Here is a 25,828-nt window from a genome sequence, read left to right on the forward strand (position 1 = left end):
GCTGTGAAACCGTTGAACGTTGAAACCTAGAAATTTCCCTGCACCCAACGCTTGATACGCTCAAGCACCGGTGCCTTGGTTTCGTCGCTGTAACTGCTGTTGCCGACAATCCCGGACAGCGAAATGCCATCCGATTGTTTTTGCAGCCCGTACATCAACAGGCCTACGCCGGTTGAGTAGATCGGGTTGCGCACGACATCAGCGAGCCCTTTGACGCTGTGCGGTACGCCCAGGCGGACCGGCATGTGGAAGATTTCCTCGGCCAGTTCGACCGCACCTTCCATTTTCGCTGTGCCCCCGGTCAGCACGATGCCGGCCGGGATCAGGTCTTCGTAGCCGCTGCGGCGCAGTTCGGCCTGGATCAGGGTGAACAGCTCGTCGTAACGAGGCTCTACCACTTCGGCCAGGGCCTGACGCGACAGCTCGCGAGGTGGACGGTCGCCCACGCTCGGCACTTTGATGGTTTCGCCTGCACCGGCCAGCTTGGCCAGCGCACAGGCATAACGAATCTTGATTTCTTCGGCGTACTGGGTCGGAGTGCGCAACGCCATGGCGATGTCGTTGGTCACCTGATCACCCGCAATCGGAATGACCGCCGTGTGGCGAATGGCGCCTTCGGTGAAGATCGCGATGTCGGTGGTGCCGCCACCGATGTCCACCAGGCAGACACCCAGTTCTTTCTCGTCATCGGTCAGCACGGAATACGCCGAGGCAAGCTGCTCGAGAATGATGTCGTCGACTTCCAGACCGCAGCGACGTACGCACTTCTCGATGTTCTGCGCCGCGTTCACTGCACAGGTCACCACGTGGACCTTGGCTTCCAGACGTACGCCGGACATGCCCAGGGGCTCACGCACGCCTTCCTGGTTATCGATCACGTAATCCTGAGGCAGGGTGTGCAACACGCGCTGGTCGGCAGGAATGGCCACCGCCTGAGCAGCATCGAGCACACGCTCCAGGTCCGCAGAGCTGACTTCGCGATCACGAATCGCCACGATGCCGTGCGAGTTCAGGCTGCGAATGTGGCTGCCTGCAACGCCCACGAATGCCGAGTGGATACGGCAGCCGGCCATCAGCTGAGCTTCTTCGATTGCGCGCTGGATCGACTGCACGGTCGATTCGATATTCACCACCACGCCCTTTTTCAGGCCGCGGGAGGGATGGGTACCGATACCCACGATTTCCAGCGAGCCATCGGCCGCGACTTCGCCTACCAGTGCCACCACCTTGGAGGTACCGATATCCAGCCCGACGATCATTTTGCCGCTTTGCACATTTGCCATGGTCCTGCCTCTTATCAATTCTTCGCGACGGCGGGTTTTTCCGTCGCCGGCGCTGCCTGTTCGCGCCAACCGACCGCAAGGCCGTTGGAGTAACGCAAGTCGACGCGCGCGATATTCGTTATTTGGTCTTTCAGCGTTTTGTCGTAAATCGCGATGAAGCGGCGCATTTTTTCGACAAGGTGGTCGCGTCCAAGCAACAATTCGATACCCGGGCCAGCACTACCGGCACCTGTTGTCAGGAACCAGCTGCCACGCTCGCGCAGTTCCAGGCGCACGATGGAGAAGCCCAGCGGGCGCAACATCTGACTCAACACCTGATACTGCTGCATCACCTGCTGCTGGGCCCGCTGCGGGCCGAACAACTGGGGAAGATGTTCGTAATTGGACAGTTCACGCGGTGTGAAAGCCTGCCCCTGGTTATTCAACAGCGCTTCATCGCCCCAACGGGCAACCGGCAATTGCTCTTCAAGACGAATCACTACCTGATCCGGCCATACACGACGGACCTCGGCGTGCGCGATCCATGGCATCTGCTCAAGCTCGGTGCGCATGGCCGCCAGATCGATCTTGAAAAAGCTCGACGCCACATAAGGCGCAATCCGCTGCTGCACAGCCTGCTGGCTGATGTAACTCAAATCGCCCTGCACGTTGATGCGGGTGATCGGGCGGTCGGCGTACGGCAGCAGACGCTGTGCTGCCTCATAAGTACCGAAGCCCAGAACCACCAACAGCACGGGCCAGAGCAGACGCTTCAGAAAACTGAAGTTGGCCTTGGGCAGGCGCGCCGACAAGGGCTCCTTGGCCACCATACGGCTGGCGCCGCGCGGCACCGGCTTGTTGCGGCCGGGTGCAGGTGGCTGAGGACGTGTCGACGGGCCGTACATGCCTTAACCCCTCGCCTGAACGCTGTCGGCCAGGATCGCCAACACCAGTTGTTGAAAATCCAGACCTGCCGCACGGGCCGCCATAGGCACCAGACTGTGATCGGTCATGCCCGGTACAGTATTGACTTCCAGTAACCAGAACTTGCCTTGTGCGTCCTGCATGACATCCGTGCGCGCCCACCCTGCAATGCCGATGGCTTCGCAAGCACGTGCTGCAAGTTGTTTGAGTTCCTGTTCCTGCGCATCGCCAAGTCCGCACGGAATCCGATACTGGGTATCGGACGCCAGGTACTTGGCATCGTAATCATAAAAACTGTGAGGAGTGCCCAGGCCGATGGGAGGCAACACCTGGCCACGCAGAGACGCCACAGTGAACTCAGGTCCCTGAATCCATTGTTCGACTAATACTTGCGAATCGTAGGTACTGGCGGCTTTCCAGGCGGCGATCAATTCATCGACGCTGTTCACCTTTGCCATACCGATACTTGAACCTTCATGGGCCGGTTTGACGATCAAAGGCAAGCCCAGTTCCGTCGCCGCGCAAATACAATCACTCTCGTTTTCAAGAACGGCATGCGCCGGTGTAGCAAGGCCGAGACTCTGCCAGACCTGCTTGGTGCGCAACTTGTCCATCGCCAGCGCAGAAGCCAGTACGCCACTGCCGGTATAAGGGATTTCCAGGCATTCCAGCAGGCCTTGCATGGTGCCGTCTTCACCGCCGCGTCCGTGCAGAACAATAAAGGCACGGTCGATTTTCTCGCTGACCAGTCGCTGCAGGAAGTCATCGCCCACATCGATGCCGAACGCATCCACACCAGCCTCGAGCAACGCGCCGAGCACGGCATTACCCGAGTTCAGCGAGACCGCACGCTCGGCACTCTTGCCACCGAAGAGCACGGCGACACGGCCGAAGCTTTTCGGCTCGAGTGTCGAGCGCAGGGACGACTGGGCAACGGCTGTCATTTCAGCTTCCCTTCGGTGGAGGCCACTTTGGCACCGGCGAACAGCGGGCTTTTGAGTAACTGCGGTGCGAGACCAGCGATGTCACCGGCGCCCTGACACAACAGGATGTCGCCGGCACGCAGCAACGGCTTGACCAACGGCGCCAGCTCGACACCGCGCTCGATGTAGATCGGGTCCAGTTGGCCGCGCTGACGAATGCTGTGGCACAGGTTGCGGCTGTCCGCACCGGGAACAGGCTCTTCACCGGCCGGGTAGACCTCCATCAACAACAGAACATTGGCTTCGGCCAGGACCTGCACGAAGTCGTCGTACAGGTCACGGGTGCGGCTGAAACGGTGTGGCTGGTAAACCATCACCAGACGACGATCAGGCCAGCCGCCGCGCACAGCGTTGATAACCGCAGCGACTTCGCGCGGGTGGTGACCGTAGTCATCGACCAGCATCACGTGACCACCATCGACCGGCAGCTCGCCGTAAACCTGGAAGCGCCGACCGACGCCCTGGAACCCGGAAAGGCCCTGAACGATGGCCTCGTCGCTGACGCCCTCATCGGTGGCAATGGCGATGGTCGCCAGCGAGTTGAGTACGTTGTGATTGCCGGGCATGTTCACCGACACATCCAGCGGCTCGCGGTCGCGGCGCAGTACGGTGAAGAAGGTCAGCATGCCGTCCTGACGCACATTGATTGCGCGTATATCGGCAGACTCGCTGAAGCCGTAGGTCAGAGTCGGACGCTTGACCAGCGGCAGAATTTCACGCACCACCGGATCGTCGATGCACATCACCGCCAGCCCGTAGAACGGCAGGTTGTGCAGGAACTCGACAAAGGTCTTCTTCAGTTTGTTGAAGTCGCCTTCGTAGGTCGCCATGTGATCGGCGTCGATATTGGTGACCACTGCGACCAGAGGCTGCAGGTGCAGGAAGCTGGCGTCGCTTTCATCAGCTTCGGCAATCAGGTAACGGCTGGTGCCCAGCTGCGCATTGGTGCCTGCGGCGTTGAGACGGCCGCCAATCACGAAGGTCGGGTCCAGGCCGCCAGCAGCGAACACCGAGGCGATCAGGCTGGTGGTGGTGGTCTTGCCGTGCGTACCGGCAACGGCGATGCCGTGGCGATAACGCATCAGCTCGGCGAGCATCTCGGCACGCGGTACGACCGGGATGCGACGCTCCAGGGCAGTGGCCACTTCCGGGTTGGAGGTGTTGACGGCGCTGGACACCACCAGCACGTCGGCACCGATGGTGTTCTCGGCACGATGGCCGACAAAAATCTGCGCGCCGAACGATTCCAGGCGTTCGGTCACGGCCGAGCCCTTCAGGTCGGAGCCCGAGACTTCGTAGCCCAGGTTCAACAACACCTCGGCGATCCCGCACATGCCTACGCCGCCGATACCGACGAAGTGGATACGACGGATACGGCGCATTTCAGGTTGTGGCATGGCGCGTTGATTCTCAACCATGGGCCACCTCCACGCAGACGTTGACGACGGTGCGGGTTGCATCAGGCTTGGCCAGGCTGCGTGCAGTGCGGGCCATGCTGTTCAATTGTTCGGGTTGCATCAAAACCTCTTTCAGGCGTGCTGCCATCTCGGCGGCGCCAGTTGTCGCTTGCGGCATGACGAAGGCTGCGCCTTCGCGAGCCAGATAGTCAGCGTTACGTGACTGATGGTCATCAATCGCGTGGGGCAGCGGTATCAGCAACGACGGCAGGCCGGCGGCGGCCAGTTCGCTGATGGTCAATGCGCCTGCGCGGCAGACCACCAGATCGGCCCAGCCATAGGCTTGGGCCATGTTCTGGATGAACGGCGCAACCTGCGCCTCGACGCCCACGTTGCGATAGCGCTCGGCGGTGACTGCGTCATGATTCTTGCCCGACTGATGAAAGACTTCGGGCTGGATGTCCTGAGGCAGCTGAGATAGCGCCTCGGGCAGTAATTTGTTCAACGGCTCCGCGCCCAGGCTGCCGCCCAGTACCAGCAGACGAGCCTTGCGTCCGGCCAGTGCCTGACGCGGTGTTTCCAGAAACAGCTCGACACGCACCGGGTTGCCGGTGGTGCGACGCTTGGACGAATCCGCAAAAGTGTTCGGGAACGCTTCGCACACCCGGCTGGCGAACGACGCCAGACTGCGGTTGGCGGTACCGGCCACGGCGTTCTGCTCGTGAATGATCAACGGTACGCCGGCCAGCTTCGCCGCCAGACCGCCGGGGCCGGTGACGTAGCCACCAAAGCCGACCACGCAGACCGGTTTCACCTGACGCACGACCTTGCGTGCCTGCATCAGGGCCTTGAGCAACATCAAAGGCGCCTTGAGCAGCGACAAGCGGCCCTTGCCACGCAGACCGGTGACGTTGATCAGGTGCAGCGTCAGACCGGCTTGCGGTACCAGTTCGTTTTCGATACCGCGCGGCGTGCCCAGCCAATGGACCTTGTAGCCGCGTGCCTGAAACTCGCGGGCACAGGCCAGCGCCGGGAATACATGCCCGCCGGTCCCGCCCGCCATGATCAGCACATTAGCGTCCATGGGGCGTCTCCTCGGCGAAGTCGCTTTCCTTGAACTCGGCTTCTTCACTGCCCATGTTGTTGCGCGATTCCCACTCGATGCGCAGCAGCAGCCCGAGGCTCGCGCAGCAGATCACCAGCGAGCTGCCGCCGTAGCTGAGGAACGGCAGGGTCAGGCCCTTGGTGGGCAGCAAGCCGACGTTCACACCGATGTTGATCAGGAACTGACCGATCCACAGGAACGACAGACCGTAGGCCACGTAGGCACCGAAGAACTGCTTGGCGCGCTCGGCCCACATGCCGATGTACATGCCGCGAATACTGACGAACAGAAACAGCGCGACGGTGATCAGCGAACCCACGACGCCCAGCTCTTCTGCAAGGACCGAGAACACGAAGTCGGTGTGCGCTTCCGGCAGGTAGAACTGCTTCTGCACGCTGTTGCCCAGCCCGACGCCGAACCACTCGCCGCGACCGAAGGCGATCAGCGCCTGGGTCAACTGATAGCCGGAACCGAACTGGTCGGCCCACGGGTCGGTAAAGTTGGTCAGACGCGCCATCCGGTAAGGTTGGGCCTGAACCAGCACCACCACAGAAGCGACCGCCAGTACCACCATCAGCGAGAAGCGGAACAGGCCGACCCCGCCAAGAAACAGCATGGCCGCCGCCGCGCCCATCATGACCACGGTGGCACCGAAGTCAGGCTCCATGAGCAGCAGACCGGCCATCGGCAGCAGCACGATGAACGGCTTGAAAAAGCCCATCCAGCTTTCGCGAACTTCCTGCTGCTGACGGATCAGGTAGCCGGCAAGGAAGATCACCACAAACACCTTGGCGATTTCCGACGGCTGCACGTTGAACGCGCCGAAGCCGATCCAGCGCATCGAACCGTTCACCTCGCGCCCGATTCCCGGCACCAGTACCAGCAGCAACAGGCCGAACGCACCGAGCAGCATCATCCAGCCCAGGCGCTGCCAGGTGGCTACCGGAATCATCATGGTCACGCCGCAGGCACCCAGGCCGATCAGCAGATAAACCAGGTGACGGGTCATCATGTACAGCGTGTTGCCCGACTGCACTGCGGCCACTTCCGAAGAAGCCGAGGTAATCATTACCAGGCCAAGGCCGAGCAGCGCCAGGCAGCCGACCAGCATCGGGAAATCGAGGTCGATGCCGCGCCCGCTGATCAGTGGCGATGGATAAGGCTTGATCACACCGAAGATCATGACAAGCACTCCACTGCCTGCGCGAACACACGTCCGCGCTCTTCATAATTCTTGAACATGTCCAGACTGGCGCATGCAGGAGAAAGCAATACGGCGTCGCCACGTTGCGCCAGTTTGGCGCTGTGCTCGACAGCCGCCTGGATGGTATCGACACGCAGCAGCGGAACGGCGTCGCCCAATGCCCGGGCAATCAGCTCGGCATCACGCCCAAGCAGTACCGCTGCGCGGCAATGCCTGGCGACTGGCGCACGCAAACCGCTGAAGTCAGCGCCTTTGCCATCGCCGCCGGCGATCAGCACCAGCTTGCCATCGATATCCGAGCCCAGCCCTTCGATGGCAGCCAGTGCGGCACCGACATTGGTGGCTTTGGAATCGTTGTAGTAATGAACGCCATCGTGCTCGCGCAGCCACTGGCAGCGATGCTCCAGGCCGGTGAATTCACGCAGGCTGGCGAGCATGGCGTCGAACGGCAGGCCGACCGCATGCCCCAGGGCCAGGGCGGCAAGCGCGTTGGACTGATTGTGCGCACCGCGCACTTTCAGCTCACGCACCGGCATGAGGTTTTCAAACTGGAACGCCAGGTACTTTTCGCCGTTCTCTTCACGCAGGCCGAAACCATGGAAGTCGGGCTTGTTGAGGCCGAATGTCCAGCACGGCAGGCCTTCGCCAATCAGCGGACGGGACAGCGCATCCTGACGATTGACCACCACTTGCCGCGCGCCACGGAAAATCCGGTGCTTGGCCAGGTGGTAGGCAGGCAGGCCGCTGTAGCGGTCCATGTGGTCTTCGCTGATATTCAGCACGGTCGCCACTTCAGCATTGAGCTGATCGGTGGTTTCGAGCTGAAAGCTGGAGAGCTCCATCACGTACAGCTCGACCTCATCGCTGAGCAGGTCCAGCGCCGGAGTGCCAAGATTGCCGCCCACTGCCACACGCTTTCCAGCGGCAGCGGCCATTTCGCCGACCAGCGTGGTCACGGTGCTTTTCGCATTCGAGCCGGTAATGGCAATCACCGGCGCCTTCGCGTAACGCGCGAACAGTTCGATGTCACCCGACAGTTTGACGCCGCGTGCGTGCGCCTGCTGCAGGGCCGGGGTGGCCAGGGCCAGACCGGGGCTGACATACAGCTCATCGGCACGGCAGAGGAAATCCACGTCCAGCTCGCCACAACGCACTTCCACCTGCGGATAGTCGCGACGCAAGGTCGCCAGCTCAGGAGGATTCTCCCGCGTGTCGGCCACGGCAAAGGACACGCCCTGGTTCGCCAGGAAGCGAACCAGGGACATGCCGCTTTTGCCTAGTCCCACGACAATGCGGAAGCGGTCGGAAACGATCAGGGACACTCGTTCTACCTCAGTTTCAGCGTGGCAAGGCCAATGAGCACCAGAATCACGGTGATGATCCAGAAACGGACGATCACACGTGGCTCGGGCCAGCCTTTGAGTTCAAAGTGGTGGTGGATCGGCGCCATGCGGAATACGCGGCGGCCGGTAAGTTTGAAAGACGCAACCTGAATGACCACTGAAAGGGTTTCCATCACGAACACGCCGCCCATGATGAACAGGACCATTTCCTGACGAACGATCACCGCCATGGTGCCCAGCGCCGCGCCGAGTGCCAGCGCACCGACGTCGCCCATGAACACCTGCGCCGGATACGTGTTGAACCAGAGGAACCCCAGCCCGGCGCCAATCAGCGCGCCAGAAAACACAATCAGCTCGCCCGCCCCCGGCACGTAGGGAATCAGCAGGTATTCAGCAAATTTAACGTTACCCGACAGGTAGCAGAAAATGCCCAAAGCACCGCCCACCATCACCGTTGGCATGATCGCCAGACCGTCCAGCCCGTCAGTCAGGTTGACTGCGTTGCTGGAGCCGACGATCACGAAATAGGTCAGTACGATGAAACCGATACCCAGCGGGATGCGCACATCCTTGAGCATCGGCACGATCAGCGTGGTTTCGGTTGCCGACGGCGCAGTCGTGTAAAGGAAGATCGCGGCACAGAGGCCGAATACCGACTGCCAGAAATACTTCCAGCGGCTCGGCAGGCCCCGCGAATTCTTTTCGATCACCTTGCGGTAGTCATCGACCCAACCGATCGCGCCGAACAGGAAGGTCACCAGCAACACGACCCACACGTAACGGTTGCTCAGGTCAGCCCACAGCAACGTACTGATACCAATGGACGACAGGATCAGCGCCCCGCCCATGGTCGGCGTGCCGGACTTGGACAGGTGCGACTGCGGACCGTCGTTACGCACCGACTGACCGATCTGACGCATCTGCAGGGTGCGGATCATCCACGGCCCCAGGCACAGCGACAGCGTCAGTGCAGTGAGCACGCCAAGAATCCCGCGCAATGACAGGTACTGAAAGACCGCGAAGCCTTTGTAGAACTGTTGTAAAAACTCGGCCAACAGCAGCAGCATTAATGTTTCTCCAGGCTAGAACCGCACAAGGCAGCCACGACGTGTTCCATCGCAGCGCTACGCGAGCCCTTGATCAGTAAAGTGGTATCGGGGTCCTGCTCGGCGCCCAGCGCCGCAATCAGTTCAGCCTGACTGGCAAAGTGGTAAGCGTGCTCGCCAAAGGCGCTGACGGCGTGAGTCATCAACGGGCCGACGGCATACAGCGCCGACACCTTGCCAGCGGCATAGGCACCGACTTCGCGATGGCCCTGCTCGGCCCAGTCGCCCAGCTCGCCGATATCGCCCAGCACCAGTACGGTACGACCGGTGAAGCCGGTGAGGATGTCGACGGCCGCGTTGATCGAGGCAGGGTTGGCGTTGTAGGTATCATCAATGACGCGCGTGCCATTGCTGGCGATTTGCGCCACGGCACGGCCCTTGACCGGCTGCACGTTGTTCAGCCCGGTAACGATCCCTTCCAGCGGCACACCCATTGCGCAGCCGGCAGCCGCAGCGGCCAGGGCGTTGGAAACGTTGTGCGTGCCGAGCAGGTTCAGCTGAACCCGGGCGGTGCCGAGCGGGCTGTTGATGGTGAAAGCCGGGCAGCCCCGAGCATCACGACTGAGCTCGCTGGCGTACACATCCGCTGCAGAGTCGGTCAGTGCGAAGGTCAGGACATTGCGATTGCCGGCGCGCTTGCGCCAGATCGGGAACGCTTTGTCTTCCAGATTCAAGACTGCAGTGCCACCCGCGTCGAGACCTTCCAGAATCTCGCCCTTGGCTTCGACAATCCTGTCCGGGCCGCCAAACTCGCCAACATGGGCGGTGCCGGCGTTGGTAATCATCGCAACGTGCGGCTTGGCAAGGCTCACGGTGTAGGCAATCTCGCCAACCCGCGATGCACCCAGTTCGATCACAGCGGACGTGAATTCGGGAGCCAGTTCCAGCAGCGTCAGTGGAACGCCCAATTCGTTGTTCAGGTTGCCTCGGGTCGCCAGCACAGGGCCGCGCGTGCGCAGGATGCTCGCGAGCATCTCCTTGACCGTGGTTTTGCCACTCGACCCGGTGACGGCAGCAACCGGCCGGTCGACGAACGCATTGCGATTCATGGCACCCAGCTGGGCAAGTGCCTTGCGGGTATCCAGCACGAGCAGTTGCGGCAAGGCGGTGCCCTGCACTTCGCGCTCGACCAGAGCCCCGACCGCACCTTTGGCAGCCACTTGGTCGAGGTATTCATGACCGTCGAAACGCGGGCCGGTCAGGGCCACGAACAGTTGCCCAGGCTGGATGCCACGACTGTCGGTGCTCACGCCGGCAAAGCTGCAGTCGCCGCCGACCAGACGGGCGTCGAGTGGTACAACCAGTTCGCGGAAGGTCATTGGCTTAAGCATTCGCAGGCTCCCATACGGCAAGCGCACTGGCGGCTTCTTGCAAATCGGAGAACGGCTGCCGCTGACCGTTGATTTCCTGGTAGTCCTCGTGGCCCTTGCCAGCAAGCACCACCACGTCATCAGCATTGGCGCTGGCAATCAGCTCGGCAATGGCCTGACCGCGACCTTCGATGAAACGCACCTTGTCCGCAGCAACGAAGCCAGGGCGTATATCGTCAAAAATACTGACAGGCGATTCGGAGCGCGGATTGTCATCAGTGACCCATACGCCGTCGGCCAGACGCTCGACCACTCCAGCCATCAACGGACGCTTGCCACGGTCACGATCACCGCCGCAGCCGAACAGGCACAACAAGCGGCCCTTGGCGTGCGGGCGCAGTGCTTCAAGTACTTTTTCCAGCGCGTCCGGGGTGTGCGCGTAATCCACGACCACCAGAGGCTTGTCGGCACCACCCAGACGCTGCATGCGTCCGACCGGGCCTTCGAGTTTCGGCAGCGCCTTGAGAATTTCATCCAGCGCGTAATCCAGGCCCAGCAGCGCGCCGACCGCAGCCAGCACATTGCTCAGGTTGAAACGACCCAGCAGGCTGCTGCGCAGGAAATGCTCGCCCTGCGGCGTGACCAGCGTGGCACGCACGCCATCGTCATCGAACTTCGCATCGCGGCAATACAGGTAGGCCGAACTGTCCAGCTGGCTGTAGGTGATCAACCGCGACTCTTGTTTGACCGCGGCCAGTTCACGACCGAAGTCGTCATCCAGGTTGATCACCCGGCATTTCAGATCGGACCATGCGAACAGCTTCGCCTTGGCGGCAGCGTAGGCCTCCATGGTGCCGTGATAATCCAGATGGTCACGGGACAGATTGGTCAGCACCGCCACATCAAAGGCCAGCGCCGTAGCGCGTCCCTGATCAAGACCGTGGGACGAGACTTCCATCGCCACTGCGCGCGCACCGGCCTTTCTCAGGTCGGTCAGCGTCGCCTGCACGGCAATCGGGTCGGGCGTGGTGTGGCGACCGCTTTGCAGCGAGCCGTAGAAACCGGTGCCCAAGGTACCGACGATCCCGCAACGCTGGCCGAGGACATCAAGCGCCTGGGCCACCAGTTGGGTCACGCTGGTCTTGCCGTTGGTGCCGGTAACACCGACCAGATTCAGACTGCGGCTCGGATCGCCATAGAAGCGACCGGCGATGGCGGACAACTGCCCGGCGAGCCCCTTGACCGGGATCAGCGGCACGTCGGTGATCGGCAGCACGGTCGACCCTTCGACTTCATAGGCTACGGCAGCTGCGCCACGCTTGAGCGCGTCGGCGATATGCGCGCGGCCATCGACCTTGATGCCCGGCACTGCCAGAAACAGGTCGCCCGGGCGCACATTGCGGCTGTCGAGGGTCAACTCGCGAATCAGCGCATCGCGGTCGGTGTGAGCGAAAATCTTGCTCAGATTAAAGGCCATCAACCACGCCCTCCTTTGGCTGCCGGTGCGGCGTTGACTTGTTCAGGTGGCGCAAGGTTGTCCGGCGTCACGTTCATCAGACGCAACGTGCCGGACATGACCTTGCTGAATACCGGGGCCGAAACCAGACCACCGTAGTAACCACCCTTGCTCGGCTCGTCGATGACAACCACGATGGCGTAACGCGGGTTACTCATCGGGCCGAAACCGGCGAACAGCGAGCGATAGGAATTTTCCGCATAGCCCTTGGTGCCAATGGACGTCTTGCGCGCCGTACCACTCTTGCCGCCAACGTGGTAGGACGGCACACGGGCGCGATAGACGCCGCGTGGGTCCTCGATAACCTGCTGCAACATGCCTTGCAGGGTCTTCGCGGTTTTCTCAGGAATGGCCTGGGTCGACTCCGGCTCTTTATCTGTTTTCAGGATGGTCAACGGCACGATGCGGCCATTGTTGGCCAGCGCGCCGTAGGCATGCACCAGCTGCAAGGCCGTGACCGACAGACCGTAGCCATAGGACAGCGTGGCGGTTTCGGCCTTGCGCCATTCGCGGTAGTTGGGCAGGTTGCCGACGCGCTCGCCAGGGAAGCCGAGGCCGGTGTACTGACCGAAACCGACGCGCTGCATGGCACGGAAGATCGCCTCACCGCCCACATCAAACGCAACCTTGCTCATGCCGACGTTACTGGAGTTGATCAGAATGCCGGTCAGATCGAGGATCGGGCCTTCGGTCTTGGTCACGTCACGAATCGTGTATTTGCCGATCTGCAGGGTGCCCGGATAAACCTCGACCTTGTCGGTCGGCTTCCAGCGGCCACTGTCCAGCGCTGCGGTCATGGAGATCGGCTTCATGGTCGAACCGGGTTCGAACACGTCGATGATGGCCCGGTTGCGCATGGCGGCAGGCACCATGGTGCGACGGTTGTTCGGGTTATAGGTGGGCTGGTTGACCATCGCCAGAACCTCACCGGTCTTGACGTCCATGATCACCATGCTGCCGGCCTTGGCCTCGTTCTCGACGATGGCATTGCGCAGTTCACGGGTCGCCAGGTACTGCAGGCGCAGGTCAATAGACAAAGCCAAGGTCTTTCCGGCCTTGGCATTCTTGGTGACCTGAACATCCTTGATCAGTCGACCGCGCCGGTCCTTGATGACCTGACGCTTGCCGGGCACACCAGCGAGCCAGTCGTCATACGCCAGCTCGACGCCTTCCCGGCCATGGTCGTCAAGGTCGGTAAAGCCGACCATGTGTGCAGTGACATCGCCGGCCGGATAAAAGCGGCGGAACTCTTCGATGCCGTAAACGCCGGGCACTTTCAGATCGATGACCGACTGGCCCTGTTCCGGCGTGAGGCCACGGACCAGGTAGATGAATTCCTTGTTCGCCTGCGAGTCCAGACGCTCGGTCAATGCCTTGAGATCCTGGCCCAGCGCTGCGGCCAGCATCGGCCACTTGGACTTGTCCTGCTGCATTTCACGCGGGTTGGCCCACAGCGTGGTCACCGGCGTACTGACCGCCAGCGGCTCGCCGTTACGGTCGGTGATCAGACCACGGTGCGCCGGAATAGGGATATGCCGAAGGCTGCGTGCATCGCCCTGCTCCTTGAGAAAGGTATGGTCGATGACCTGCAGGTCGACAATGCGCCAGCAAATGGCGAGCACGAGGGACACCAGCAGCCCCACGACTACGCGAAAACGCCACGGATAAAGAGCGCCATCAAGTTTCATCATGGCGCCACCATCCGCACTTCGGCAGCGCTCGGGATGCGCATCTTCAGCTGTTCGGTGGCCAGAGTTTCGATACGGCTATGCGCAGTCCAGGTGCTCTGCTCAAGAATCAGCCGGCCCCACTCTGCCTGCGCCTTGTCGCGCACGCTCATTTCCGAATACAGCGAGTTGAGCAGTTGACGATTCCAATGTGCACTATAGGAAACGCCAATCGCCGAAATCAGGACAGCAATGAACAGCAGCAGCATAATGAAACTGCCGCCGGGCAGAGGCTTCAGAAACAGACGGCTCACCTGAGCTTCTCCGCTACACGCATGACAGCACTGCGCGAGCGCGGGTTGGCTTTGGTTTCGGCATCCGAGGCGAATTGAGCCTTGCCGTGAATTTTGATTTTCGGTTCGAACGGTTTGAACTGGATCGGCAGATTGCGCGGCATGTTGTCGGCTTCGCCCTTGGCGAGCTTGCGCATGAACAGCTTGACGATGCGGTCTTCCAGCGAGTGAAAGCTGATGACGACCAGGCGGCCACCCACTTCCAGCGCATCCAGTGCCGCTTCAAGGCCGGCTTCCAGATCGCCCAGTTCATTGTTTACGTGAATACGCAGGCCCTGAAAGGCACGCGTTGCCGGATTCTTGCCCTTTTCCCAGGCAGGGTTGGCGACCTTGAGCACTTCTGCCAGATCGGCTGTGCGCTCGAAAGGCTGGACTTCGCGACGCGCAACGACCGCATTGGCCATCCGCTTGGCAAACCGCTCTTCGCCGTACTCCTTGAAGACGCGGGCAATTTCTTCAGCCGGTGCAGTCGCGATGAACTCGGCGGCGCTTACGCCACGGGCGGGGTCCATGCGCATGTCCAGAGGACCGTCGTTCATGAAGCTGAAACCGCGCTCGGGATCATCCAGCTGCGGGGACGACACACCCAGATCCAGCAGGATGCCACTGACCTTGCCGGCCAAACCGCGTTCCTGAGTTTCGGATCCCAATTCGGCAAAGCTGCGCTGCACAATGACAAAGCGGCCGTCTTCGGCCGCTAGCGCTTGCCCGGTGGCAATCGCTTGAGGGTCCTTGTCGAATCCCAGAAGCCGACCATCGGGGCCCAGCTGGCTGAGTATCAGACGACTATGCCCGCCACGTCCGAACGTGCCGTCCAGATAGCAGCCATCGGCGCGCACCGCGAGAGCCTCCACGGCTTCTTCAAGCAGCACGGTGATGTGGGTAAAGCCGCTATTCATAGTCACAGGATCAAATCACGTAATTCGTCGGGCATCGCGCCAGGTTTTTGAATGGCAGCCAGGTCAGCATCAGCAAGAGCGTTCCAGGCGTCCTCGTCCCACAGTTGAAACTTGTTGAGCTGGCCCACCAACATCACGCGCTTGTCGAGCTTCGCGTATTCGCGAAGACGTGGCGGCACCAGAAAACGCCCGCTGCCATCGAGCTCCAGATCGACAGCATTACCAATCAGAAGCCTTTGCAGACGACGGTTCTCTTCACGAAACGTCGCCAGATCACGAAGTTTCGCCTCTATCAGCTCCCATTCGGAAAGCGGGTAAAGGCAAAGGCATGGATCAACGGCATCAATGGTCACGATAAGTTGGCCGGCGCTACGCGAATCCAACTCGTCACGGTACCGGCTCGGCATAGCGAGACGACCCTTGGCATCGAGATTGATCGCATTGGCACCACGGAACACAGGCGCATTCTCCGAATATTAGCTTTTTGCGCTAAAAAAACCCACTTCGTGCCACTTTCTGCCACTTGCGCACACTATAGGAACGCGCCCACCACACCGTCAAGGCACGGTCTTAAGGAAAACCCTTACATTTCGGAGATTTAGGAGAGGTATTGGGGATAAAAGGGTAATTCTGCGAAGGATCCGACAGATAAATCCCACGCAACTCAAATCGTTGCGATTCGAAGTTAATGTAATTTATGAGCTGTAAGATTTTTTTGGTATTACGGAGGGGTTTTGCTGCTTGAAACGAAGGGGAAGAAAAAAGGTGGAGAGTCGATCTGTAAGCCGGGTTCTGTCGAGAACAGTCATTCCTCTACGACGGCCATCACTGGACGTCTTTAGCAACCTACCCGGTTCCAGCGCGGGCCACGCCTAGGAACCCTATTTGGTCTTGCTCCGAGTGGGGTTTACCTTGCCACGAACTGTTACCAGACGTGCGGTGCGCTCTTACCGCACCTTTTCACCCTTACCGGCACCGAAGTGCTTAGGCGGTTATTTTCTGTGGCACTTTCCGTAGGCTCACGCCTCCCAGGCGTTACCTGGCACTCCGCCCTATGGAGCCCGGACTTTCCTCCCCCCCTTGTTGCGGAACAACAAGAGGCAGCGACTGTCCAATCGACTCTCCGCCGACAAGGTTAGCGGCACACGCCATCAAGAACAAGCTTTAATAGCATGCGTGTCCCGGTTGCCCCTTTCAAACGCAGCGTGTTACTCCTTCTGTTTCTCCAGCGCCACCTGATACAGCAGGTTCTTGCGCACGCCGGTTATTTCGGCAGCCAGCGCTGCGGCGCGCTTGAGCGGCATCTCGGCAAGCAGCAAATCCAGCACCCTGCGGGCCTCATCACCGATGACGTCCTCGTCATCCGGCGGCGTCCAGCCAGCCACCAGCACGACGCACTCGCCACGCTGCTGATTACTGTCGGATTCGACGAACGCCCGCAGCTCACCCAAAGGCAGACCCTTGAGGGTTTCGAAAGTTTTGGTTATTTCACGCGCCAGCAATGCCTGACGGTCAGCACCGAAGACCAGTTCCATATCCTGCAGACACTCCAGGATGCGGTGCGGCGCCTCATAATAGATCAGCGTGCGCGGCTCTTCCCTGACACGCTCAAGCCTGGCCTTGCGACCGGCAGACTTGGCCGGAAGAAAGCCTTCGAAAATGAATCGATCCGACGGCAGCCCGGCCGCAGACAGCGCTGCGATCAAGGCGCACGCGCCCGGCACCGGTACGACCGGCACACCCGCGGCGCGCGCCTGGCGCACCAGGTGGTAACCGGGATCGGAGATCAGTGGCGTGCCCGCATCGGAAATCAGTGCGACGTCATCACCGGCCAGCAGACGCGTGATGAACCGACTACCCTCATCACGTTCATTATGTTCGTGACAGGCCGCCAATGGCGTAGAGATGCCGAAATGCTGCATCAGCCGTGCGGAATGACGCGTGTCTTCAGCCGCAATCAGCGCGACCTCACGCAACACCTTCAGGGCTCGCACGCTCATGTCGTCCAGATTGCCGATAGGAGTCGCCACTACATAAAGCGAACCCGAAGTGGAATTCGAAACAACCGGAACAGTCAAAACGCAAACCTCGCAGGTTAAAACAGGCACTTGGAAAAAATGCATTGTACAGACTGCGGCCCGGCGGAACGGTTCGCGCGTCAGGATGCCGACAAAAAAGGAATGAAAACATGTTCAGACCCGAGCAAGAAGCGCGGCGCACCTCTCGAATTGAACGATTTGGCCGCCAGATGACCTTAACGCGACTGATATCACGGCTTTAAATACCTTCGACATCGCACCCCGGCCAGCGCTTGGGTACAATCCCCCGTTAATTCGCTCGAGTTTCAGGAACATACCAATGATCGCTTGTCTGCGGCTGCTCTCTGCCCTCTGCCTCGCTGCCCTCCTCGCAGCCTGTGCCAGCTCGCCCTCGTCCAGCCTTGGCGAGCTGCCTCGAACCCCTGATGCCAGTATCGAGCAATTGCTCGAGCAGGCCGCCAGCGCCAAAACACCCGAGCAGGCCGCAACGCTGCGCTTGAGTGCTGCCGATCTGGCCAGCCGCCAGAATGACGCGGGGCGCGCCGCGCAAATCCTCGGACAGGTGCAAATCGATCAACTCAAGCCCGGCTTGCAGGTTTTCGCCAGCACACTGTCCGCTGAGCTGGCGATGGGCCGCAATCAACCCAAGGCAGCGCTGACCGCCCTGAATCATCCAAGCATGCAGCGCCTTGGCGAACTGTCGGTCGAGCAGCAGATTCGCACTCACATGGTCAAGGCACGCGCTCTGGAAGCCGATGGTCAGGCTCTGGCAGCCGCCAACGAGCGGGTTTACGCCGGCCCGCTGCTGCAAGGCACAGACGCCAGCGCCAACAATGACGCGATCTGGACCCTGGTCTCCGCCCTGCCTGCCGAGCAACTGCAGAGCACAGCCACCGACGATATGGGCGGCTGGCTGAACCTGGCTCGTTCGATCAAGGGCGCAGGCACGCTTGAGCAGCAACAGGCTGCCATCGACAACTGGAAAGCGCAGAATCCGAAACACCCTGCTGCACTGCAATTGCCTACTGCCCTCGCGCAGCTGCGTGCACTGACCAGCGAACCGATTACCAAAATCGCCCTGCTGCTGCCGCAGGACGGTCAGTTGGCCGCAGTTGCCAAGGCATTGCGCGAAGGCTTCATGGCCGCGCACTTCCAGGCTCAGCAAGCAGGCGAGAATCCGCCGGCCATTCAGGTCTTCGACAGCTCGCGAATCACCTCGATGGACGAGTTTTACCGTCAGGCTCAAGCCGCTGGCGTGCAACTGGTCGTCGGTCCGCTGGAAAAGAACCTCGTCAAACAGCTGAACAGCCGTCAGCAGCTGCCTATCACCACCCTGGCGCTGAACTACAGCGATACCAGCAATGAAGGCCCTGCCCAGCTGTATCAGTTCGGCCTGGCCGCCGAAGACGAAGCCCGCGAGGTCGCACGTCGCGCCTGGGCGGACGGCAAGCGCAGCGCCGTAGCGATGGTTCCGAAAGGCGAATGGGGCGACCGCGTGCTGGATGCCTTCCGCAAGAGCTGGCAGGCCAAGGGCGGCACGCTGATCGCTGCAGAGCACGTTGATCAGCCCGTAGAACTGGCACAGCAGGTCGCCGACCTGTTCCAGCTGCGCAACAGCGAAGGCCGCGCGCAACGCCTGCAAAGCACGGCCGGCACTCAGATCGCCGCTCAGCCAAGCCGTCGCCAGGACATCGACTTCATGTTTCTCGCCGCAACCCCGCAACAAGCGCAGCAGATCAAACCCACCATGGTCTTTCAGTACGCAGGTGACGTTCCGGTCTACGCCACTTCGCACCTGTTCACCAACAGCAACGATCACGCGCAATACATGGACCTGAATGGCGTGCGCTTCTGCGAAACGCCATGGCTGCTGAACGCCGAAGACCCGCTGCGCCAGCAAGTGACCGCGCAATGGCCACAGGCTGCAGGCAGCCTGGGTCGTCTGTATGCGATGGGTATCGACGCCTATCGCCTGGCACCGCGCCTCGCCCAGCTCAAGGCAATGCCTGACAGCCGCATTGACGGGCTGTCCGGCAGCCTCAGCCTGAACCCTGGCCGTCGCGTCGAACGCCAGCTGCCATGGGCTGAATTCGTCGACGGCAAGGTCCAGCGCCTGCCGGACACGGCTCCTTGATGCAACGCAGCACCCGCCAGCAAGCAGGGCGCGAGGCTGAAGCCTTCGCCCTGCAGTTTTTGCAACGACAGGGGCTGCGCCTTATTGAACAAAACTGGTTATGCAAACGCGGCGAGCTTGATCTAGTCATGCTTGACGGCGATACAGTAGTATTCGTCGAAGTTCGCTACCGGCGCCATTCAGGCTGGGGCGGCGCCATGGAAAGCGTCGATTTTCGCAAGCAGGAGAAACTCGTCACGGCCGCACAGCTTTTTCTGCAGCACGCAACGGCCTGGGCCAATCACCCGTGCCGTTTCGACGTGATCGCCATTGAAGGCGAGCCTGGCAATGCCGCACCGCTGAACTGGATCAAGAGCGCTTTTGACAGCTGAGCTGGCGCAGCGGCCCAGCCTGAGCCAGGAATGCAATACGCTACAGCCCTCACCGATTTCGCTATTTGTTTTGCCGGCTGCACACCTTGTGTGCCGGATAGCTTCCGGGAGAACCCGGCGCATCCGCCTCGCCGCCGTACGCTCTAATTAAGGTCACATTGATGGACATGCAATCCCGAATTCGCCGGCTGTTCCAGGCCAGCATCGAAACCAAGCAACAGGCGATGGAAGTCCTAGCACCCTTTATCGAGCAAGCCAGTCAGGTCATGGTCAATGCCCTGCTCAACGAGGGCAAGATGCTCGCGTGCGGCAACGGCGGATCAGCAGGCGATGCACAGCACTTTTCCTCGGAACTGCTCAACCGCTTCGAGCGTGAGCGGCCGAGCCTGCCGGCGATTGCACTGACCACCGACAGCTCGACGATCACCTCGATCGCCAACGATTACAGCTACAACGAAATCTTCTCCAAACAGATCCGCGCGCTGGGGCAGCCAGGCGATGTGTTGCTGGCCATTTCCACCAGCGGCAACTCGGCGAATATTATTCAGGCCATCCAGGCCGCACATGATCGCGAAATGATTGTCGTAGCATTGACGGGACGCGACGGTGGCGGCATGGCCTCGCTGCTATTGCCCGAGGATGTGGAGATCCGCGTACCCGCCAATGTCACGGCACGCATACAAGAAGTCCATCTGCTGGCGATCCATTGCCTTTGCGATTTGATCGACAGCCAACTGTTCGGGAGTGAAGAATGACCCCTAATCGTCTCAGCCTACTGGTTCTGACACTGTGCCTCAGCGTCACCGGATGCAGTTCGGTGATCACGGCCACTCGCGAAAAACCGATCGAAGATGATCGCGGCACGCGCACCTTCGGCAGCAAGATCGATGACTCGCTGATCGAGACCAAGGCAGCCGTCAACATCTCCAAGGCCAGCCCTGACCTCGCAGACGGTTCCCACATCGTTGTGACCAGCTTCAACGGCATCGTGCTGCTGGCGGGCCAGACACCGCGTGCCGACCTCAAGGCCATGGCCGAACAGGCCGCCAGCGCGGTTCAGCGCGTCAAGAAGGTCAACAACGAACTGCAGGTGATGGCACCCTCCTCGCTGCTGGCGCGCAACAACGACGCCTGGCTGACGACCAAGATCAAAAGCCAGATGATCGCTGACGCGTCCATCCCCGGCTCGCGCATCAAGGTAGTGACCGAGAACGGCATCGTGTTCCTGCTGGGCCTGGTGACCCAGGACGAAGCCAATCGCGCCACCAACCTGGTACAGGGCGTCTCCGGTGTGCAGAAGATCGTCAAACTCTTCGAGTACATCGACTGACGGGTGACCGACAGGCATGAAAAAGGCGATCCGAAGATCGCCTTTTTTATTGCCCGTTTTTACTTCACGACCTTCAGACTCGGCCTGCCACTCGGACGTGGCGGTTCGCTGTCTGGCGGAGGCGTATCGTCTTCGATCTCGATCTCGATTTCTTCACCCTCTTCCATGGAAGGCTCCAGATCGAAAACCATGCCCTGGCCGTTCTCGCGGGCATAAATACCCAGGATGGCAGCGACAGGTACATAAAGCGTGTGCGGCACACCGCCGAAGCGGCCTTCGAAACTGACCGCTTCGTTATCCATATGCAGATGACGCACGGCACTGGGCGAAACATTCAGGACAATCTGCCCGTCATTGGCAAACCCTTGCGGGACCTGCACCGACGGGTAATCCGCATTGACCAGCACATGCGGGGTGCAATCGTTATCGACGATCCACTCATAGAGAGCACGAACAAGATAAGGGCGACTGGAGTTCATCAACGGCTCCTTAAGCCTTAGCGCATTTCACGTTCGGCAGCAGACAGACTCGTCTGAAAAGCCTCACGCGCAAATTGGCGCTCCATGTAATCAAGCAACGGCTTGGCAGGCCGCGGCAATTCAATACCCAAAATTGGCAAACGCCAGAGTATGGGGAGTAGACAGCAGTCAACGAGACTTAGCTCGTCGCTCATGAAAAAAGCTTTTTCCGCGAACAACGGGGAAACCCCGGCCAGACTCTCGCGAAGCTCCTTGCGCGCCTGAACACGAGCAGGCTCTTTGCTGCGCGTGTCCAGAATCAGGTCGACAAGGCCGCACCAGTCTCTCTGGATACGATGGATCAGCAAACGGCTATTGGCACGGGCAACCGGATAGACGGGCAGCAGAGGCGGATGTGGATAGCGCTCATCCAGATACTCCATCACCACGGTCGACTCGTACAACGCCAGGTCACGATCGACGAGGGTCGGCACGCTGCCGTACGGATTTACTTCAATCAGTTGCGGCGGATGACGACCTGCCACCACTTCAATGATTTCGGCGCTGACACCCTTCTCGGCGAGCACAATGCGTACGCGATGAGAATAGTGGTCGGCGGGGTCGGAGTAGCAGGCCAACCGGTTGGTCACGCCCATGGCGATCCTCCTCGCTTGTTAAAATTTATCGGACAGACGAACGAACGCGCTTCAAGGGCGCATCCGATAATGAACGCAACAGGACAGGTGTTCGTCGCGGGCCACAAGATAGCTCATTTACGCGATGTAAATTCCGTAATCTTCGTCGACAGGCGGATAAATTTCACAATATCGACGTAAAACGAGCAGCCCAAAAACACCTTAACCGTAAAACACACGCCCATAAAAAAACGCCCAGCCCCGCGAGGGGATGGACGTTCTTTCTTTGAACGAAGAGCGTATTAACGCTTCGAGTACTGCGGACGCTTACGCGCTTTACGCAGACCGACTTTCTTACGTTCAACTTCACGAGCATCGCGAGTCACGAAGCCTGCTTTACGCAGAGCGCCACGCAGTGTCTCGTCGTACTGCATCAGAGCGCGAGTGATACCGTGGCGGATTGCGCCAGCCTGACCACTTACACCGCCACCGATAACGGTGACGTAGATGTCGAACTTTTCAACTGTCTCGGTCAGTTCCAGCGGCTGACGAACTACCATGCGGGCAGTTTCGCGACCGAAGAAATTGTCCAGGGAGCGGTTGTTGATCGAGATGTTACCAGTACCCGGACGCAGGAAAACGCGAGCGGTTGCGGTCTTGCGACGGCCAGTGCCGTAATTTTGAGTCGCCGACATAATGAACTATTCCGTTAAAACTTCAGTTCTTGGGGCTGCTGAGCAGTATGAGGGTGTACAGCGCCCGCATAGACTTTCAGCTTACGATACATGTCGCGACCCAGCGGGTTCTTAGGCAGCATGCCTTTGACCGCGGTCTCGATCACGCGCTCAGGAGCTTTGGCGATCAGCTTTTCGAAGTTGATCGACTTGATCCCGCCCGGAAAACCGGAGTGTGAGTAGTAGATCTTGTCGGTGGTCTTGGCACCAGTAACGCGGATCTGCTCGGCATTGATCACGACGATGTAGTCGCCGGTATCAACGTGCGGAGTGTATTCCGGTTTGTGCTTGCCACGCAGACGGCTCGCGATTTCGGTGGCCAGACGACCCAGGGTCTGACCAGCAGCGTCGACGACGAACCAGTCGCGCTTAACTGTTTCCGGTTTAGCAGTAAAAGTTTTCATTCTTTATAGCCTCAGGGGCCGCCCTGAAAATTAGACGGCGGATCTTACTGAATAGTGCGTACTTTGACAAGTCAAAGGCAGCCGGAAACAGACGCTATCGGGGGCTCGGGTCAGCGCGTCCGTTATACGGCAAGATTCTTCGGCAGACGGCGCATCACTTCCACTGCAAAGAGCTGGCGGATTATACAGACTGTAAAAATAACCTCAACCGGATTTTTTGTTCACATTCTGTTTATTGCCTGCGGGGCGTGGATTGGCGGATATTTACCCCCCTTAGCACAAAGCCATCATGGGTACCCTGCCAAGGAGCCCCACGTAACGAGGCTGGACAGTTTTGGCAAAAAATAAGACGATCCAGCCGTTGCTTGACCATTTACCCATATAAGAATAACGACTATGCCGATCCGACACGCCACTCTTCTGCGCCGCGTAAGCATCCTGACCACGGACAAGATGTTTGCCTCGACCGTCATGCAGGCCAAGGACTTCTTCCATCTGGCGAGCCTGCGCTACAGCAAGCAATTGGGCCACGGCCTGGTGCCCGCCTTCGAAACGCGCCTGGTCAGCCCGGACGGGCTTTCGGTCAGCAGCTTCAGCGACGTCACCCTGCCGGTCGACGGCGCGCTGTGCCAGAGCGACATCATCGTCATCCCGGCCTTTTGGGACGATTTTGAAACCCTCTGCCAGCGTTACCCACAGATCCTGCCGTGGTTGCGCGAGCAGCACGCCAACGGTGCCGTACTCTGCGCCGAAGCCACCGGTGTCTACTGGCTTGCCGAAGCCGGCTTGCTGGACGGCAAGGAAGCGACGACCTACTGGCGCTTTTTCAGCGCATTCGCCGAGCGCTATCCCAAGGTCCTGCTCAATCAGGAAAAGCACCTGACCGACGCCGACAACGTGTATTGCGCGGGCGGCACGACCTCAGCCTGCGATCTGTACATTTATCTGATCGAGCGCTTCTGCGGCGCCAATGTCGCCCAGGCCGTCGCCCGCGACATCCTCTATGAAGTGCGGCGCACGTACTCGCCGGGGCGAATCGGCTTTGGCGGTCAGAAGCTTCATCAGGACGTGGTCATTCTGCAGATTCAGCACTGGCTGGAAGAGCACTTTGCCGACAAGTTCCGTTTTGAAGACGTGGCCCGCGAGCACGGCATGAGCATTCGCAATTTCATGCGCCGCTTTCAGACCGCCACAGGCGACAAGCCGCTGCATTACCTGCAACGGCTGCGGATCGAAACGGCAAAGGGATTGCTCTCGGGGACGCGCAAGAGCATCAAGACCATCAGCTACGAAGTGGGCTACGACGACGCCAGCTTCTTTGCCCGACTGTTCCGCCAGCACACCGAGCTGTCACCCAATCAGTACCGGCAACAGTTCGAGAGTCAGAGGGAGAAGCTATAAGCTGCAAGCTGCAAGCTGCAAGCTGCAAGCTGCAAGCTGCAAGCTGCAAGCTGCAAGCTGCAAGAGCCTGGGCTTTTAGCTTGCGGCTTGCAGCTTGAAACTTGCCGCAGCGACTAGGCCCTGTGCGCCCGCGAGAGGAACTCGTGGGACTGCATTTCCAGCAGACGGCTCAAGGTGCGCTGGAACTCGAACATCAAGCGGCCACCGGTGTACAGGTCCTTCAATTCAACCTCGGCCGAGATGATCAGCTTGACGTTGCGATCGTAGAACTCGTCGACCATATTGATAAAGCGTCGGGCGATGTCGTCAGTGGCAACGTCCATCTGCTCGACACCGCTGATCAGCACGGCATGGAAGATCTTGCCCAGCTCGATGTAGTCGTTCTGACTGCGCGGGCCGTCGCACAACTCACGGAAGTCGAACCATGCCACATCGTCACATGTGCGCAGCGCACGGATCTCGCGGTTTTCGATCATCAACACATCGTTTTCGATGGTTTCTGCGCAATCCGGCGTCAGTGCCTTGAAGCTTTTACGCAGACTTTCCTGTGCAACTTCGTTGAGCGGGAAGTGGAACAGTTCGGCCTGCTCCAGATGCCGCAGACGGTAATCGACGCCACTGTCGACGTTGACGATGTCGGTGTTCTGCTTGATCAGCGCGATGGCCGGCAGGAAACGCGCCCGCTGCAGGCCGTCCTTGTACAGACCGTCCGGAACGATGTTGGAAGTCGCCACCAGCGTCACGCCGTTCTTGAACAGCTCTTCCATCAGCGTGCCGAGGATCATGGCATCAGTGATATCGGAGACGAAAAATTCGTCGAAACAGATGACCCGCGCCTCGTCGGAAAAACGCCTGGCGATGATCGTCAGCGGGTTTTTCTCGCCCTTGAGGGTCTTCATCTCTTCGTGCACGCGCTTCATGAAGCGGTGGAAGTGCGTACGGACCTTGTCCTGGAACGGCAGCGCGTCGAAGAACGTATCGACCAGATACGTCTTGCCGCGGCCTACGCCACCCCAGAAGTACAGCCCCTTGACCAGCGTCTGCTCTTTCTTGCCGAACAGTTTGCCGAACAGGCCGGGCTTGCTGTCGTGAGCGGCGATCAGATCGTCGTACAGGCGCTGCAAATGACGCACAGCGTTTTCCTGAGCGGCATCGTGAAAGAAGTCCGGGCGTTTCAGATCAGCTTGATATCGTTCTAGGGGCGTCATAATTCGTTAGCAAGGCAACAAAAACGGGTCGTCACTGTAGCGACG

General features: G+C 60.0%; 25 protein-coding genes and 1 other RNA gene. 5 read left to right on the plus strand and 21 right to left on the minus strand.

From position 1 onward, the window contains the following. Nucleotides 1–26 precede the first annotated feature (26 nt). The 16 genes from ftsA to rsmI form a co-directional block, all read right to left on the minus strand. Nucleotides 27–1,283, minus strand: coding sequence for a cell division protein FtsA (ftsA, locus tag AC54XV_RS21555; RefSeq protein ID WP_003364017.1), 1,257 nt, complete (start codon nucleotides 1,281–1,283; stop codon nucleotides 27–29). Nucleotides 1,284–1,297: 14 nt separating this feature from the next. Then, a complete protein-coding gene (locus tag AC54XV_RS21560) occupies nucleotides 1,298–2,167 on the minus strand; it encodes a cell division protein FtsQ/DivIB (protein WP_003395370.1) in 870 nt (289 codons plus the stop codon). Between the two features lie 3 nt (nucleotides 2,168–2,170). After that, complete coding sequence (locus tag AC54XV_RS21565) at nucleotides 2,171–3,130, minus strand: D-alanine--D-alanine ligase (protein ID WP_003406011.1); 960 nt, start codon at nucleotides 3,128–3,130, stop codon at nucleotides 2,171–2,173. After that, entirely contained in the window at nucleotides 3,127–4,587 is a 1,461-nt protein-coding gene (gene murC, locus AC54XV_RS21570; protein WP_003406013.1) for a UDP-N-acetylmuramate--L-alanine ligase, read from the minus strand. The genes AC54XV_RS21565 and murC overlap by 4 nt, the downstream gene beginning before the upstream one ends. Next, the gene (gene murG / locus AC54XV_RS21575; RefSeq protein ID WP_003406015.1) at nucleotides 4,580–5,650 is read right to left on the minus strand and encodes an undecaprenyldiphospho-muramoylpentapeptide beta-N-acetylglucosaminyltransferase; all 1,071 of its coding nucleotides are present in this window, start codon (nucleotides 5,648–5,650) and stop codon (nucleotides 4,580–4,582) included. Before murG ends, murC begins: the two co-directional genes overlap by 8 nt. Then, a complete protein-coding gene (ftsW, locus tag AC54XV_RS21580; RefSeq protein WP_003406017.1) occupies nucleotides 5,640–6,854 on the minus strand; it encodes a putative lipid II flippase FtsW in 1,215 nt (404 codons plus the stop codon). The genes murG and ftsW overlap by 11 nt, the downstream gene beginning before the upstream one ends. Continuing rightward, the gene (murD, locus tag AC54XV_RS21585; protein WP_058398860.1) at nucleotides 6,851–8,197 is read right to left on the minus strand and encodes a UDP-N-acetylmuramoyl-L-alanine--D-glutamate ligase; all 1,347 of its coding nucleotides are present in this window, start codon (nucleotides 8,195–8,197) and stop codon (nucleotides 6,851–6,853) included. The genes ftsW and murD overlap by 4 nt, the downstream gene beginning before the upstream one ends. Nucleotides 8,198–8,202: 5 nt before the next feature. Then, a complete protein-coding gene (mraY, locus tag AC54XV_RS21590) occupies nucleotides 8,203–9,285 on the minus strand; it encodes a phospho-N-acetylmuramoyl-pentapeptide-transferase (protein ID WP_003313553.1) in 1,083 nt (360 codons plus the stop codon). After that, on the minus strand, nucleotides 9,285–10,655 hold the full coding sequence (locus AC54XV_RS21595; RefSeq protein ID WP_058398859.1) for a UDP-N-acetylmuramoyl-tripeptide--D-alanyl-D-alanine ligase: 1,371 nt from the start codon (nucleotides 10,653–10,655) through the stop codon (nucleotides 9,285–9,287). The genes mraY and AC54XV_RS21595 overlap by 1 nt, the downstream gene beginning before the upstream one ends. Continuing rightward, nucleotides 10,648–12,111, minus strand: coding sequence for a UDP-N-acetylmuramoyl-L-alanyl-D-glutamate--2,6-diaminopimelate ligase (locus tag AC54XV_RS21600; protein ID WP_024638353.1), 1,464 nt, complete (start codon nucleotides 12,109–12,111; stop codon nucleotides 10,648–10,650). The genes AC54XV_RS21595 and AC54XV_RS21600 overlap by 8 nt, the downstream gene beginning before the upstream one ends. Further along, complete coding sequence (locus AC54XV_RS21605) at nucleotides 12,111–13,838, minus strand: peptidoglycan D,D-transpeptidase FtsI family protein (protein ID WP_010427469.1); 1,728 nt, start codon at nucleotides 13,836–13,838, stop codon at nucleotides 12,111–12,113. The genes AC54XV_RS21600 and AC54XV_RS21605 overlap by 1 nt, the downstream gene beginning before the upstream one ends. Continuing rightward, complete coding sequence (gene ftsL, locus AC54XV_RS21610; RefSeq protein ID WP_003340690.1) at nucleotides 13,838–14,131, minus strand: cell division protein FtsL; 294 nt, start codon at nucleotides 14,129–14,131, stop codon at nucleotides 13,838–13,840. Before ftsL ends, AC54XV_RS21605 begins: the two co-directional genes overlap by 1 nt. Then, nucleotides 14,128–15,069 (minus strand): 16S rRNA (cytosine(1402)-N(4))-methyltransferase RsmH, encoded by a 942-nt coding sequence (rsmH, locus tag AC54XV_RS21615; RefSeq protein WP_003406031.1) that lies wholly within the window; start codon nucleotides 15,067–15,069, stop codon nucleotides 14,128–14,130. The genes ftsL and rsmH overlap by 4 nt, the downstream gene beginning before the upstream one ends. A 2-nt stretch (nucleotides 15,070–15,071) precedes the next feature. Further along, nucleotides 15,072–15,527, minus strand: a complete 456-nt coding sequence (gene mraZ, locus AC54XV_RS21620) for a division/cell wall cluster transcriptional repressor MraZ (RefSeq protein ID WP_003406034.1) — start codon at nucleotides 15,525–15,527, stop codon at nucleotides 15,072–15,074. A gap of 307 nt (nucleotides 15,528–15,834) precedes the next feature. Continuing rightward, an RNA gene (gene rnpB, locus AC54XV_RS21625) (RNase P RNA component class A) lies at nucleotides 15,835–16,192 on the minus strand. Nucleotides 16,193–16,277: 85 nt separating this feature from the next. Then, complete coding sequence (gene rsmI / locus AC54XV_RS21630) at nucleotides 16,278–17,147, minus strand: 16S rRNA (cytidine(1402)-2'-O)-methyltransferase (protein ID WP_024641908.1); 870 nt, start codon at nucleotides 17,145–17,147, stop codon at nucleotides 16,278–16,280. Between the two features lie 280 nt (nucleotides 17,148–17,427). Here rsmI and AC54XV_RS21635 point away from each other — a divergent pair, with 280 nt between their 5' ends. The 4 genes from AC54XV_RS21635 (at nucleotide 17,428) to AC54XV_RS21650 (ending at nucleotide 20,943) form a co-directional block, all read left to right on the plus strand. Then, a complete protein-coding gene (locus AC54XV_RS21635) occupies nucleotides 17,428–19,242 on the plus strand; it encodes a penicillin-binding protein activator (protein ID WP_011268851.1) in 1,815 nt (604 codons plus the stop codon). Then, on the plus strand, nucleotides 19,239–19,613 hold the full coding sequence (locus tag AC54XV_RS21640) for a YraN family protein (RefSeq protein ID WP_024638357.1): 375 nt from the start codon (nucleotides 19,239–19,241) through the stop codon (nucleotides 19,611–19,613). The genes AC54XV_RS21635 and AC54XV_RS21640 overlap by 4 nt, the downstream gene beginning before the upstream one ends. Nucleotides 19,614–19,774: 161 nt before the next feature. Then, complete coding sequence (locus AC54XV_RS21645) at nucleotides 19,775–20,368, plus strand: phosphoheptose isomerase (protein WP_003418801.1); 594 nt, start codon at nucleotides 19,775–19,777, stop codon at nucleotides 20,366–20,368. Then, nucleotides 20,365–20,943: a BON domain-containing protein gene (locus AC54XV_RS21650; protein WP_003406039.1), complete on the plus strand. Its 579-nt coding sequence runs from the start codon at nucleotides 20,365–20,367 to the stop codon at nucleotides 20,941–20,943. The genes AC54XV_RS21645 and AC54XV_RS21650 overlap by 4 nt, the downstream gene beginning before the upstream one ends. Nucleotides 20,944–21,002: 59 nt before the next feature. Here the strand turns inward: AC54XV_RS21650 and AC54XV_RS21655 are convergent, their stop codons facing one another. The 4 genes from AC54XV_RS21655 to rplM form a co-directional block, all read right to left on the minus strand. Further along, a complete protein-coding gene (locus AC54XV_RS21655) occupies nucleotides 21,003–21,422 on the minus strand; it encodes a ClpXP protease specificity-enhancing factor (RefSeq protein ID WP_003313571.1) in 420 nt (139 codons plus the stop codon). A 17-nt stretch (nucleotides 21,423–21,439) separates the two neighbouring features. Further along, the gene (locus AC54XV_RS21660) at nucleotides 21,440–22,057 is read right to left on the minus strand and encodes a glutathione S-transferase N-terminal domain-containing protein (protein ID WP_003406040.1); all 618 of its coding nucleotides are present in this window, start codon (nucleotides 22,055–22,057) and stop codon (nucleotides 21,440–21,442) included. A 281-nt stretch (nucleotides 22,058–22,338) separates the two neighbouring features. Then, a complete protein-coding gene (rpsI, locus tag AC54XV_RS21665; RefSeq protein ID WP_002555064.1) occupies nucleotides 22,339–22,731 on the minus strand; it encodes a 30S ribosomal protein S9 in 393 nt (130 codons plus the stop codon). A 14-nt stretch (nucleotides 22,732–22,745) separates the two neighbouring features. Continuing rightward, a complete protein-coding gene (rplM, locus tag AC54XV_RS21670; RefSeq protein WP_002555065.1) occupies nucleotides 22,746–23,174 on the minus strand; it encodes a 50S ribosomal protein L13 in 429 nt (142 codons plus the stop codon). Between the two features lie 495 nt (nucleotides 23,175–23,669). Between rplM and AC54XV_RS21675 the strand changes: the two genes are divergently transcribed. Then, complete coding sequence (locus AC54XV_RS21675) at nucleotides 23,670–24,575, plus strand: GlxA family transcriptional regulator (RefSeq protein ID WP_161632426.1); 906 nt, start codon at nucleotides 23,670–23,672, stop codon at nucleotides 24,573–24,575. Nucleotides 24,576–24,688: 113 nt separating this feature from the next. On the opposite strand, the gene zapE is transcribed toward AC54XV_RS21675, so the two are convergent. Next, nucleotides 24,689–25,783 carry a cell division protein ZapE gene (gene zapE, locus AC54XV_RS21680; RefSeq protein ID WP_003406046.1) on the minus strand — a complete coding sequence of 365 codons (1,095 nt, stop codon included), beginning with the start codon at nucleotides 25,781–25,783 and terminating at the stop codon, nucleotides 24,689–24,691. Nucleotides 25,784–25,828 lie beyond the last annotated feature (45 nt).

Source organism: Pseudomonas fragariae (ex Marin et al. 2024) (genome assembly GCF_059621105.1).